General features: G+C 70.7%; 9 protein-coding genes. 6 read left to right on the forward strand and 3 right to left on the reverse strand.

All coding sequences use genetic code 11. The annotated features are described in order from the left end of the window. Window positions 1–85: 85 nt before the first annotated feature. Entirely contained in the window at window positions 86–1,258 is a 1,173-nt protein-coding gene (locus ASG95_RS02040) for an ROK family protein (protein WP_200961861.1), read from the forward strand. A gap of 149 nt (window positions 1,259–1,407) precedes the next feature. Here the strand turns inward: ASG95_RS02040 and ASG95_RS02045 are convergent, their stop codons facing one another. Further along, window positions 1,408–3,495: a right-handed parallel beta-helix repeat-containing protein gene (locus tag ASG95_RS02045; RefSeq protein WP_057376378.1), complete on the reverse strand. Its 2,088-nt coding sequence runs from the start codon at window positions 3,493–3,495 to the stop codon at window positions 1,408–1,410. Window positions 3,496–3,674: 179 nt separating this feature from the next. Further along, window positions 3,675–5,507: a right-handed parallel beta-helix repeat-containing protein gene (locus ASG95_RS02050; RefSeq protein WP_057376379.1), complete on the reverse strand. Its 1,833-nt coding sequence runs from the start codon at window positions 5,505–5,507 to the stop codon at window positions 3,675–3,677. A 222-nt stretch (window positions 5,508–5,729) separates the two neighbouring features. On the opposite strand from ASG95_RS02050, the gene clpB reads away from it, so the two are divergent. The 4 genes from clpB (at window position 5,730) to ASG95_RS02070 (ending at window position 11,601) form a co-directional block, all read left to right on the forward strand. Continuing rightward, on the forward strand, window positions 5,730–8,303 hold the full coding sequence (gene clpB, locus ASG95_RS02055; RefSeq protein WP_056921968.1) for an ATP-dependent chaperone ClpB: 2,574 nt from the start codon (window positions 5,730–5,732) through the stop codon (window positions 8,301–8,303). A 105-nt stretch (window positions 8,304–8,408) separates the two neighbouring features. Continuing rightward, window positions 8,409–8,855, forward strand: coding sequence for a hypothetical protein (locus tag ASG95_RS02060; RefSeq protein ID WP_057376380.1), 447 nt, complete (start codon window positions 8,409–8,411; stop codon window positions 8,853–8,855). Between the two features lie 95 nt (window positions 8,856–8,950). Further along, a complete protein-coding gene (locus tag ASG95_RS02065; protein ID WP_057376381.1) occupies window positions 8,951–9,916 on the forward strand; it encodes a TIGR03885 family FMN-dependent LLM class oxidoreductase in 966 nt (321 codons plus the stop codon). A 2-nt stretch (window positions 9,917–9,918) separates the two neighbouring features. Beyond that, window positions 9,919–11,601, forward strand: a complete 1,683-nt coding sequence (locus ASG95_RS02070; protein ID WP_057376382.1) for an alpha-amylase family protein — start codon at window positions 9,919–9,921, stop codon at window positions 11,599–11,601. Window positions 11,602–11,630: 29 nt separating this feature from the next. Here ASG95_RS02070 and ASG95_RS02075 read toward each other — a convergent pair whose 3' ends face one another. Further along, a complete protein-coding gene (locus ASG95_RS02075) occupies window positions 11,631–12,482 on the reverse strand; it encodes a C40 family peptidase (RefSeq protein WP_057376383.1) in 852 nt (283 codons plus the stop codon). Window positions 12,483–12,589: 107 nt separating this feature from the next. Between ASG95_RS02075 and ASG95_RS02080 the strand changes: the two genes are divergently transcribed. Then, window positions 12,590–13,288, forward strand: a complete 699-nt coding sequence (locus ASG95_RS02080) for an LppX_LprAFG lipoprotein (protein WP_057376384.1) — start codon at window positions 12,590–12,592, stop codon at window positions 13,286–13,288. The last annotated feature ends 2 nt before the right edge of the window (window positions 13,289–13,290 follow it).

Raw genomic sequence — 13,290 nt, forward strand, 5'->3', positions numbered from 1 at the left:
TCCTCCGCTGCCGCCACCGTAACAGGCAATAAAGTTTCCGGAAAGAGTCTTGCCCAAAAAGTTCACGGATGGAACAGTGGGCCCCGTGACGACCGCCTCCACCCGCCAGCCGGCCCTGACCGGCACGCCCAGCCTGATGCGCGAGATGAACGTCCGCGCCGCTCTGGGCCTCCTCGTCGAGCACGGCCCGCTCTCCCGAGCCGAGCTCGCCAGCCTGACCGGCCTGTCCAAGGTCACCACCGGACAGCTGCTCGGGCGCCTCGGCGAGCTGGGACTGGCCGAGATCGTGGGGACTCGCTCCGGCGCACGCGGACCCAACGCCGAGGTGCACGGCATCGTCGCGTCGGCGGCATACGTCGTGGGGGTGGATGTCGGTCCACGGGAGCTCACGGCATCCACGTGCGACCTGATGGGTCAGGAGGGGCCGCGCGTCACGCTGCGGGTGCCCTCCCGCGGCCCGCTGTCCGACCCCCGCACCGCCGTCGAGGCCGTGGCCGACAAAGCGCTCGAGGCGGCGCACGTCTCGCGAAAGCGCTTGCGGGGCTTGGCGATCGGCCTCCCTGGTCTGGTGCAACCGGAGACCGGGGACGTGGGCTTCTCCTTCGACCTGCCTCGATGGAAGGAAGGGGTGCGGGACTCCCTCGCGGCCAGCCTGAGCATCCCCGTGACGATCGACAATGACGTCAACCTCGCTGCAGTGGCCGAGCACCGGCACGGTGCGGCCGTGGGCGTGCAGGACTTCGTGCTCCTCTGGGTGGGCCGCGGCATCGGCTCGGCCATCGTCCTCAGCGGAGAGGTCCACCGCGGGGCATCGGGGGCCGCCGGCGAGCTCGGCTACCTCCCCGTCCCAGGCGTGGACCTGCCGCACCACATCAGTCGCAGGGACAAGGGGGCCTTCCAGCGGCTTGCGGGGGAGGAGGCGATCCTCGAGGCCGCGCGGACGTATGGCGTGCGGGCTGCCACCGCACCGGAGGCGCTCGCCGCCGGGGTCCCCGCCCTGCTCGACGACGTGGCGCACCGCTTGGCGGTCGGCGTCGCCGCCGTGTGCGCAGTGGTCGACCCCGGGCTCGTGGTGCTGACCGGCCCGCTCGCGGTGGCCGGCGGTGTCACGTTGTGCGACCGGGTCGCCGAGGCAGTCGCGAGCATCGCGCCGGTGCACCCCAAGGTCGTGCCGACGGGGGTGGCCGACGCCCCGGTGCTGCGCGGAGGGCACCTGGTGGCGCTCGACGCGGTCCGCCAGTTCGTCGCCGCAGGCTGAGCTCAGACCCGACGCGGTTCCACGCCCCGACCGAGAGGGGAATGGGCACGACCCCACGGTATGCCGTGGGGTCACCGTCCGCGCTGCGCAGCGGACCGCGGATGGCCGGCAGGCTCGGCTGCCGGCCACCCGCAGGGAGGAGCTCGGGGCTACCGGCCCCAGACGCCGAGGTGCTCCGCGCCCGCTGGCTGGCCGATGAGCGTGGCGATGCTGCTGGGCAGCGGCGTTGCCACAGAACCGGCCTGCCCCTGAGCGGTGCCGGTCAGTGCGCCGGTGGTGCTGACGACCACGGAGCCGTCGTAGTCCAGGCTACTGGCGTCCTGCCCGGTCCCGGACTGGAATGCGTCCAGGGTCCCGAAGACGTAGGGGTTGACGGCCTCCGCGCCGCGGCTCCAGACGGTGAGCCACCCGGGGGTGGTTGCCGAAGCCCGGTTGAACACGTTGCCGTTGCTCGTCACGCCCATCTGCGCAGCGGTGCGGGTGTGGGTGTAGTCCTCGACGCACAGCACGCAGTTGGCGTTGCCGTTGGGCAGCCCGATCACGTTGTTGCGTACGGTGACCGGTCCCACGAGCCAGGTCATCTCCGGGTCGTTGGGGTAACGGTAGTCATCACCGTAGGACGTGTTCGCCGGGGTCCGTGAGTCCTGCACGATGTTGATCGGCCGAGCGTTCCGGACCACCGTGTTGTTGTAGATGTCCACCGTGCTGATGTTGTTCACCTTGATGCCCTCGGCGCCGTTCCCCATGATCAGGTTGTTGGCCACGGTGCCCCGTGCCGAGATCTCCAGGAAGACGCCGGTTGCGGTGTTGTTGTCGAGGTTGCTGTTCAGGATCTTGGTGTCGTACACCGACACGTCAGACCAGTACCCGTGGCCGAGGTTGTCGGAGATGCTCGAGTCGACCACCGTGACGCCTCGCGAGCGGCCGGCCTTCATGCCGCCGGACACGGGAGCGCTGTTGAACTGCTCCCAGTTGTTGCCGTCGAACCGGCTGGACACGACGCGGATCCGGTCGGCCGTCGCCGCGTGGACACCGAGCAGACCGGCGCGCAGCACACTGGTGTGGTCGATGACCACGTCGGAGGCGATGACGCCCAGGCCGATCGTCGCGCTGTCCTCGATGCGGACCTGCTCGAGCCGTACCCGGGGCTGCTCGACCGTCACGGCACCGATCTGCCAGATGCTGGGTGCGTACCGGCGCACGCCGATGCCACGGATGGTCGTGCCCGAGGCGCGCACGTTCAGGGCCTTGGCGAGCGTGGTCGCCCGCACGTCGCGGCCGGACGGGTCGGTGCCGATGTAGAGCTGCGACGTCGACTCGTCGAGGAAGAAGGTGCCGGCCACGACGGCCGACCTCGAGGCGACCTGGCGCAGCTGGCTGCCGTCGACGAATACCTGGTCGGGATGGGCGGCCATCGGGTGGGCCGGGTTGAGGTACTGCCAGCCCGGCGAGGTGCCGTCGACGTCGCCCTTGCTGAAACCGACGCTGGCGTCGAAGCGGGTCGTCCAGCCGTCGACCCGCCAGGCCGAACCGTCCTGCACCCAGCCTTGGACGGCGCGGGTGCCGTCGAGCCAGGCAGCCTCGCCCGGATAGTTCTGCAGGGTGACGCCCCGCGAGATCGTGACCGTCTCGTGGTAGCTGCCGCCCCGCAGGACGACCGTTCCGCCGTCAGGCGCCAGGGCCAGCGCACGGGCGATGGTCCGCACGGGGGCGCCGGTGGTGCCGGCTGCCGCGTCGTCGCCGGTCGGCGAAGCCACGACCGCACCTGCGGGGACGGCGTAGGTGGCGGTGCCGACCGCCGCGGCGCCCGCGCTGTCAGCGGCGCGGCCACCCGCCGGCGCGAGGGCCGTGGTGGTCGTGGGGCTGCTGGTCGCGGTGCTCGAGGGGGTCGTGGTGCTCGTCGTCGATGGCACCACGGGCCCCGTGGAGGTGGCGGTCTGGGTCGCCGTGGGGGTCGAGGTGGCCGTCGAGGTGGCCGTCGAGGTGGCGAGGGTGCGGTGCGGCCTGGGCGGCTTGATCGACCTGGTCTTGCTCGTCGTCGGGCTGCCCGCGTCGGTCCAGGTTCCGGCCAGGGCGGGAGTGGTGACGGTGAGGGCCAGGGCCGCGCAGCCTGCGACCAGGAGAGGTCGGCTGAGGGTGATGCGTCGGGGTGCGCGGTGTCGCGGGCTCGAGTGTCGGGGGGCTGAGTGTCGGGCGGAGTGCCGGGGGCGTGGCGTCGGGGCCGGGGGCCGGGTCACGAGTTGGAGTGTCCTTCCAGGTCTTCCCTGCGAGGCAGTCCCTGCAAGCGGGGGACGTTATCAGTTTGTGATGTACGGAGACGATTTCTCGGCGTGTCGCGGGTTCTCTCGGCGTGTCGCGGGGCCGCAGGAGGCCGACACGCAGTGCCGGCGCTCGTGCGGCCAGCGCAGCGTGAGACTCAGCGACCCCAGACGCCCAGCCACTTGGAGCCGGCGGCCTGGCCCGACAAGGTGGCGAGGGAGGACGGGAGGCCGACGGCGACGGTGCCCGCCTTGACCTGCGCTGCGCCGGACAGGTGCCCGGTGGACGAGACGGCGTAGAAGCCGTCGTACGCGAGGCTGGTCTTGTCCTGACCGGTGCCCGATCGGTGCGCTGCGAGCGTGCCGTAGACGGCCGGGTTGACGTTGATCGTGCCCCGGCTCCAGACCGTCAGCCAGTCGGGGTCGGCGGTGTCAGCGCGGTTGAACACGTTGCCGTTGCTCGTGACGCCCATCTGCGCGGCAGTCCGCGTGTGGGTGTAGTCCTCGACGCACAGCACACAGTTGGCACGGGTGTTGGGGATGCCGAGGACGTTGTTGCGCACCGTCACGGGTCCGACCAGCCAGGTCATCTCGGGATCGTTCGGATAGCGCGTGTCGTCGCCGTAGGAGGTGTTGGCCTTGGTGCGCGAGTCCTGGACGATGTTGATCGGCCGGGCGTTGCGGAGCACCGTGTTGTTGTAGATCAGCACGGTGCTCGTGTTGTTGACCTTGATGCCCTCGGCGCCGTTGCCGTCGATGAGGTTGTTGACCACGGTCCCCCGGGCCGAGATCTCGAGGAAGATGCCCGTGGCCGAGTTCTTGATGAAGTTGCTGTTGACCAGCTTGGTGTCGTAGACCGACACGTCCGACCAGTAGCCGTGACCGAGGTTGTGCGAGATCGAGCTGTCCTTGACCAGGACGCCGCGCGACCGCCCGGCCTTCATGCCGCCGGAGACGGGCGCGCTGTTGAACCGCTCCCAGTTGTTGCCGTCCAGCCGGCTGCGGAGCACCTGGATGCGGTCGGCCGTCGCCGCGTGCACGCCGAGGAGGCCGGCGCGCAGGACGCTGGTGCGGTTGATGACGGCGTCCGACGCGATGACGCCGAGGCCGATGGTGGCCGAGTCCTGGATGACCACGTTCTCGATGCGGACACTCGGGCTCTCGACCGTGACCGCCCCGATGTGCCAGATGCTCGGCCCGTAGTTGCGGATGCCGATGCCCCGGACGACGGTGCCGGCGGCGCGGATGCTCATCGCCTTGGCGAGGGTGGTGCCGCGCACGCTGCGACCCGTGGGGTCGCTGCCGATGTAGAGCTTGGACGTCGCGGTGTCGAGGAAGAACTTGCCGGCTGTGACGGCGGCGCGAGAGGCGATCTGGCGCTGCTGCACACCACTGATGAAGACCTGGTCGGGGTGGGCAGCCATCGGGTACGCGGGGTTGACGTACTGCCAGCCCGGGCCGGTGCCGTCCTTGTCACCCTTGCTGAACCCGACGCTGGCGTCGAACCGCGGCGTCCACTTGTCGTGCCGCCAGGTGGCGCCGTCCTTGACCCAACCGGTCACGCCCACGGAGCCGTCGAGCCAGGCAGCTTCCTTCGGGTAGTTCTGGATCGTCACCTTCTTGGTGACCGTGACGGTCTCGTGGTAGGTGCCCTTGCGCAGGACCACGGTGCCGCCGGCCGGGGCGAGGGCGATGGCACGGGCGATGGTGCGCACCGGCTTCGTGGACGTGCCGCTGTAGGTGTCGCTGCCGGCTGTCGACACGAAGACCGCGCCAGAGGGGATGGCGTAGCCGGCGCTGCCGATGGCCAGGGAGCCGGCGGTGTCAGCCGCGCGGGTGGTGGTGGCCGCGGACGCGGGGACGATGGTCCCCAGTCCAGCGGTGGCGGCGAGGGGGACGCAGAGCGCCAGCGCGGCGAGGCGGTGAGCCTTCGAGTCGCGCTGGCCACGGTGCCGGGGGGCATACCGATGCAGGGCCTGAGGCCTGTTCACGAGAGGTCCTTCCGGGGGGTCAGTCCCTGCAAGCGGAGGACAATACATGAGCTCATACACAAGAACTAATCCATCTGCATGAGCCGGCGCGGCGTTTTTTGAAGTATCAACCGATCGGCTGATGGGCCTCCAGCACGGGGTTGAGTGGAATACGCTCAACTTTTGAGCCGTTGTCCCGAGTGGAAACTCACCCGAACTCATCCATGAGGAGTAAACGCACGCATGGAGCTGAAGCCGACCACCAAGGTGGCCGAGGCGCTCGCGCTCGCGCAGCGAGCCGCTCAGAGCGCCGGCCACCCCGAGATCACCCCCGACCACCTCACGAGCGCGCTCGTCCAGCTCGACCCGGCCCAGGCCGACGCCCTGCTGCAGGCTGCCGGCACCGGCGCGGCCCACGTGCTCGGCCAGGCTGACGCCCGGCTGCGCGCCCTGCCGACGACCACCGGCGCGACCCAGCCGCCGACGTTCGGTCGGGAGGCGCTGGCCGTGCTCCAGCAGGCTGACACCCTCATGCGCGCCAAGGGCGACACCTACCTCGCCCTCGACCTCCTGCTCCTCGCCCTCGCCGAGACCGGCCACCTGGCCGCTGTCCAGAAGCGCGGGGCCAAGGACATGGAGGCCAAGATCGAGGCGACCCGCGGTGGTCGCACCGTGACGAGCGAGACGCCGGTCGAGGGCGGCGAGGCCCTCGCGACCTACGGCACCGACCTGACCCAGGCGGCGCGGGACGGTCGCCTCGACCCGGTCATCGGTCGCGACTCCGAGATCAGGCGGGTCGTGCAGGTGCTGTCCCGGCGCACCAAGAACAACCCCGTCCTCATCGGCGAGCCCGGCGTCGGCAAGACCGCCGTGGTCGAGGGCCTGGCCCAGCGGATCGTCGACGGCGACGTGCCGGAGTCCCTCCGGGACAAGCGGCTGATCAGCCTGGACCTCGGCGCGATGGTGGCCGGGGCGAAGTACCGCGGCGAGTTCGAGGAGCGACTCAAGGCCGTCCTCGAGGAGATCAAGGACAGCAACGGGCAGGTCGTCACCTTCATCGACGAGCTGCACACCGTCGTCGGTGCCGGCGCGACCGGCGAGGGTGCCATGGATGCCGGCAACATGCTCAAGCCCCTGCTGGCCCGGGGCGAGCTGCGTCTGGTCGGCGCCACCACGCTCGACGAGTACCGCCAGCACATCGAGAAGGATGCTGCCCTCGAGCGGCGCTTCCAGCAGGTCTTCGTCGGCGAGCCCTCCGTCGAGGACACCGTGGCGATCCTGCGCGGCCTCAAGGAGCGCTACGAAGCGCACCACAAGGTGGAGATCGAGGACGCCGCCCTCGTGGCCGCGGCCTCCCTCTCGGACCGGTACATCAGTGGTCGCCAGCTCCCGGACAAGGCGATCGACCTGGTCGACGAGGCCGCCTCCCGGCTGCGGATGGAGATCGACTCGAGCCCGGTCGAGATCGACGAGCTGCGCCGAGCCGTCGACCGCCTCAAGATGGAGGAGCTCCACCTCGAGCGCGAGACCGACGACGCCTCCGTCGAGCGGCTCGCCCGGCTCCGCGAGGACCTGGCCAACCGGTCGGAGGAGCTGGCTGCCCTCAACGCCCGCTGGGAGTCGGAGAAGTCCGGCCTCAACCGGGTCGGTGACCTCAAGACCCAGATCGACGAGGCCAGGACCCGGCTGGAGAAGGCCCGCCGCGAGTACGACTTCGAGACCGCCAGCCGGATCGAGTTCGGTGAGATCCCCGAGCTCGAGAAGGCCCTCGCCCTGGCCAACGAGGACGAGGTGGCCAGCGGGCTGCGCAACGGCGACCTGATGGTCAAGGAGCGGGTCGGTGCCGACGACATCGCGGAGGTCATCTCGGCGTGGACCGGCATCCCCGCCGGGCGGCTCCTGCAGGGCGAGACCGAGAAGCTGCTGTCGATGGAGTCGATCATCGGCTCCCGGCTGATCGGGCAGTCGACCGCTGTCGCGGCGGTGTCCGACGCCGTCCGTCGGTCGCGCGCCGGGCTGGCCGACCCGAACCGGCCCACCGGGTCGTTCCTCTTCCTCGGGCCGACCGGTGTCGGCAAGACCGAGCTCGCCAAGTCGTTGGCCGACTTCCTCTTCGACGACGAGCGCGCCATGGTGCGCATCGACATGAGCGAGTACGCCGAGCGGCACGCGGTCGCGCGCCTCATCGGAGCCCCGCCCGGCTACGTCGGTTACGAGGAGGGCGGCCAGCTCACCGAGGCGGTCCGCCGGCGTCCCTACTCGGTGGTGCTCCTCGACGAGGTCGAGAAGGCGCACCCGGAGACCTTCGACATCCTGCTGCAGGTGCTCGACGACGGCCGGCTCACCGACGGCCAGGGTCGCACGGTCGACTTCCGGAACGTCATCCTCGTGATGACCAGCAACCTCGGCAGCCAGTACCTCGTCGACCCGACAATGGAGGACTCGGCACGGCGCGACGCGGTGATGGGGGTCGTGCGGGCCAGCTTCAAGCCCGAGTTCCTCAACCGGCTCGACGAGGTCGTCATCTTCGACGCCCTGACGTCCGCCGAGCTGGCCCACATCGTCGAGCTCCAGGTCCGCGAGCTGGCCACCCGGCTGGTCGACCGCCGGATCACGCTGGAGGTCACCGAGGCCGCGCGGGAGTGGCTCGCGATCACCGGCTACGACCCGGCCTACGGGGCGCGTCCGTTGCGCCGGCTGGTCCAGAAGGAGATCGGCGACCGGTTGGCCAAGGCCGTCCTCGGCGGGCAGGTGCGCGACGGGGACACGGTGACCGTCGACCTGGACGAGACCGCGGACACCCTCGTGCTGCGCTGATCCGCCCCTCCGAGATCCCAGCTCTCGCCCTTCCGACCCCCGGAAGCTGCCGAGAGCTGGGATCTCGCGTGTGTGCGGATCTCCCGCGCGGGGTAGGGACCCGGCATGAGCCAACACATGGGTGAGGAAGGCCTCGACAGGCGGCCGGACGGGGTGAGCGACGCCACGGTCGAGGCGGTCGGCAAGGTGAGCGAGGCGTTCGAGGCCATCGAGGAGGTGAGGGGCAGGCTCTACGGCGTGCACCGGCTCACCGGGACCGCAGACCTCGCGCTGGGCGACGCGTGTGAGCTGCTGCGCGCGGCCGGGCACGGCGGCCTCGCCGAGCAGCTGGAGCGCGAGCTCGTCGGGCGCAACGTGCTGGCCGGCCGCTGGACCTTCCAGGTCGTGGAGGAGTACGACGACGGCTACTACGCCGACTTCAAGCGGCTGGAGAAACAGGTGCGCGACGAGCTGATGCAGGGTCGGCGGCACGTCTACGAGGCCGAGATGAAGGCCGAGCGCCGCACCGACGGTCGTGCTGGTCACGAGGCCACGCCGGACGACGTGGCCTGACCCGCTGGCAGCGGGCACGGTATGCCGCCGGGCTGAGTCCGCGGCATACCCGCTGGTCAGGTGCGGTGTGACCGCTTCTCCGCTTAGGTGGGGGGATGACGCGGATCGGGTTCCATGCCTCGCACGAGCAGGTGAGCCCACGCCAGCTCCTCGCCGACGTGCAGCACGCCGAACGGGCCGGCTTCGCCATGGCGATGTGCTCCGACCACTTCTCGCCGTGGAGCACCCGACAAGGCCACAGCGGGTACACGTGGGCGTGGTTGGGCGCCGCCCTCGCCACGACCGAGCTCTCCCTCGGGTGCGTCACGGCCCCTGGCCAGCGCTACCACCCCGCCGTCCACGCGCAGCGGGTCGCGACGCTGGGCCAGATGTTCCCGGGCCGGTTCTGGGTGGCGCTGGGGAGCGGCGAGGCGAGCAACGAGCACATCACCGGTGACCGCTGGCCGCGCAAGGAGGTCCGCACGCAGCGGCTCGAGGAGTGCGTCGACGTCATCCGACGGATGCTCGCCGGCGAGGAGGTCAGCCACGACGGCCTCGTGACGGTCGACCGCGCCCGGCTGTGGGACCTGCCGGACCCCGTGCCTCTGCTCGTGGGGCCGGCGGTGTCGGTCGACAGTGCCGCACGGGTCGCCGCCTGGGCCGACGGCCTGGTCACGGTCAACCAGCCGGTCGAGACGTTGCGCGACGTGCTCGCGGCCTACCGGGGCGCTGGTGGGCGCGGTCGCACCGCGCTGCAGGTGCACCTGTCCTGGGCCCCGACGGAGGGCGAGGCGCTCGCCGTGGCGCACGACCAGTGGGCCGGCAACGTCTTCGGACCGCCCATCTCGTGGGACCTGGAGACCGCCGAGGCGTTCGACGTGCTCTGGGGCCAGGTCGAGCCTGACGCGGTGCGCTCCGCGGTGCGCGTCTCGGCTGACCTCGCCCAGCACCGCGACTGGCTCGCCGAGTACGCAGACCTGGGCTTCGACGACCTCTACCTGCACCACGTGGGACAGAAGCAGGACGCCTTCATCGAGGCGTTCGGCGAGCACGTCCTTCCCGCCCTGAGCACTGGGAGCTGACCATGCGCGTCACCGACACGAGCGACCAGTGGTGGAAGACCGCGGTCATCTACTGCCTCGACGTCGAGACCTTCTACGACTCCGACGGCGACGGCATCGGCGACCTGGGCGGACTCGCCGAACGGGTGGACTACCTGGCCGAGCTGGGGGTCACCTGCTTGTGGCTGATGCCGTTCTACCCCACGCCCGACCGCGACGACGGCTACGACGTCACCGACCTCTACGGCGTGGACCACCGACTGGGCACCCACGGCCAGCTGGTCGAGGTGATCCGCACCGCGAACGACCGTGGCATCCGCGTCATCGCAGACGTCGTCATCAACCACACCTCCGACCAGCACCCGTGGTTCAAGGCGGCCCGCCGCAGCAAGGACAACCGCTACCGGGACTGGTACGTCTGGCGGTCAGACACGCCGCCCGACAGCTCCGACCAGGTGGTCTTCCCCGACAAGGAGGACAGCATCTGGGAGAAGGACCCCAGGACCGGCGAGTGGTACCTGCACCACTTCTACCGCTACCAGCCCGACCTCAACGTCGCGAACCAGGACGTGCGGGACGAGATCGCCAGGACCATGGGCTTCTGGCTGGAGCTCGGGCTCGACGGCTTCCGCGTCGATGCGGTTCCGTTCTTCATCGACGACGTCGAGACCGCCGCGGACGACCCGGCACGACCCGACGTGCCGGCGGACCCGCACCAGTACCTGCGGGACCTGCGCGCGTTCGTCAACCGCCGCAAGGGAAACGCGATCCTGCTGGGCGAGGTCAACCTGCCCCACAAGGACCAGAAGAAGTTCTTCGGCGGCAACGCGGCTGACGAGCTGCACATGATGTTCGACTTCATCGCCATGCAGAACCTCTACCTGTCCATGGCACGGGGAGACGCCCGCCCGCTGGCCAAGGCACTGCGCCAGCGGCCCGCGATCGCGCCGTCCTGCCAGTGGGCCACCTTCGTGCGCAACCACGACGAGCTGACCCTCGACAAGCTCACCGACGCCCAGCGACAGGAGGTCTTCGACGCCTTCGGCCCCGAACCGGAGATGCAGATCTACGGGCGCGGTCTCAAGCGGCGGCTGCCCGGGATGCTCGACGGTGACCCCCGGCGGCTGCGTCTCGTCTACGCCCTGCTCTTCTCCCTGCCGGGGACGCCGACGATCTTCTACGGCGAGGAGCTCGGCATGGGCGAGGACCTCGCCCAGGAAGGCCGGATGGCCGTCCGCACCCCGATGCAGTGGACCTCGGGGCGCAACGGCGGCTTCTCCACCGCGCCGCCCCGCAAGCTGGTCAGCCCGGTCGTGGAAGGCGGGTACGGGCCTGCCCACGTGAACGCGGCCCAACAGCGCCGTGACCCGGAGTCGCACTGGAGCTTCATGCGCGGGCTCATCGCGGCATACCGCTCCTGTCCGGAGCTCGGCTGGGGCACGTTCGAGGTGCTCCCGCAACCGGACCACGCGGTCCTCGCGCACCGCTCGGCGTGGGAGGACGCCGCGGTCATCGCGGTGCACAACCTCGGCGCGGAGCCGAGGGAGGTCGCCCTCACCGTGGCCGACGGGGAAGTGCTGCTCGTCGACCTGCTGCAGGCCGGGGAGCAGCGGACCGACGACCGCGGCAGGGTCACCCTGGAGCTGGACGGCTACGGCTTCCGCTGGCTGCGCGTGCACCATGGCGACGACGCCCGGCTCCCCTGAGGGAGGCGGGCGCCGCCGACGGGTGGTCCTCAGCCGATCGGGCGCACCACGGACGGCATGACGCCGGTCTCGCCGGTGGAGAACGCCCGCACCCGGAGGTCCGGGCCGCTGACCCGGTCGGCCTCCACGATCCTGCCGTCGCCGACGTAGAGGGCGACGTGGTGGATGCCCGTGGTGGTGCGGCTGGAGCTCGACCAGAAGACCAGGTCCCCGGCGCGCAGCTGGGAGATCGGGACGCGTGGCCCATCGGAGTACTGGCTGCGCGAGGTGCTCGACAGTCGCAGACCGGCGCCCTTGGCGAAGGCGTACTCCACCAGGCCCGAGCAGTCGAAGCCCACCGTCTGCCGGTCGTCGATGCCGCTGGGGCTGCAGCAGATGCCCTGGGTGGGTCCGCTGTAGCTGCCGCCGCCCCACGAGTACGGGTACTTCCCCGTCATCGACCTCGCGGCCGCGATCGTCGCCTTCACCGCGGCGCTGGGGGTGGGCTCGGTCGGGGTGGTGGTCCCCGGGCACAGCGGCGCGACGAGGCCGTCCGAGCCGGTGCGGATGAAGGCGTCGCTGACGTAGCCGCCGCTCCTGATCCGGTCCCAGATCCGCGTGGTGCCGTAGGTGCCGGTCACCTGCTGCCCGTAGGTCTGGCAGACGATGGTGACGGTCGCCCCGTCGGAGCGCTTGCCGACGGCCTCGGAGGCCGCGGTCGGCTGGGCGCGCACCGTGAGCGCGGGCCCCGGGTTGCCGGTGGTGTCGACGGTGCCGGTGGCCGTGGCCGCGCTCGCGGCGACGGCGCCGACCAGTGGCGCGCCGACCAGTGGCGCGGCGACCAGGGCTGCGGTCGCGACGGCGGTGGCGATCCTGCGTCGGCGGGTGCTGAGCAGTTGCATGAGAGTCCCCCTCGGGTGTGCCGGCTGGTGCCGGTTCGTCCGAACGCTAGGGCGGGGTGTGGCGTTGCGACCATGGGGAGCGGTCCCCTCCGACTACCCTCGGGGTCATGCGCCTCAAGGGAATCGCCATCGCCGGCACGGCACTCACCTTCGTGGCACTCGGCCTCGTGGGGTGCTCGTCCGGGGAGGACGCCCCGGCCAAGGAGGGGACGCCCACCGAGCAGCTCGCGGCGGCGCGCACCAACCTCGAGAAGAGCCCGGCCGTCACGTTCACGCTGGAGGCCACGGGTCTGCCCGGCAAGGCCATCGGCGTCTCGGGGGCCAAGGGGACCGGGCTCTTCACGCCACCGTCCTTCAAGGGCACGCTCAACGCGACCATCGCCGGGGTGACCGGCACGGTCGACGTGATCGCGGTGGAGCAGGACGTCTACATGAAGTTCTTCACCCCCGGCTACAACAAGATCGACCCGGCGACCTACGGCGCCCCCAACCCCGCCCAGCTCTTCAACAAGGAGACGGGCATCACCAGCCTCATCGGCAAGACCCAGGCGCCCAAGAAGGGCGGCCAGGTGCGCGACGGGTCGGACGTGCTGACCACCTACACGGGCACCGTGCCCGGTACCGCGGTCGCCGACCTGTTCGTCATCGGCGACCGCGCCGGCACGTTCGACGTGACCTACGGCGTCACCGCGGAGAAGCAGCTCCGCACGGTGCTGCTGAAGGGCCCGTTCTACAAGGGGTCGACCTCCACCTACTCCCTGCGGCTCACCAGCCTGGCTCAGCCCGTTGCGATCACCCGCCCCTAGGG

Origin of the sequence: Phycicoccus sp. Soil803 (assembly GCF_001429685.1) — a bacterium.
Lineage (GTDB): Bacteria > Actinomycetota > Actinomycetes > Actinomycetales > Dermatophilaceae > Pedococcus.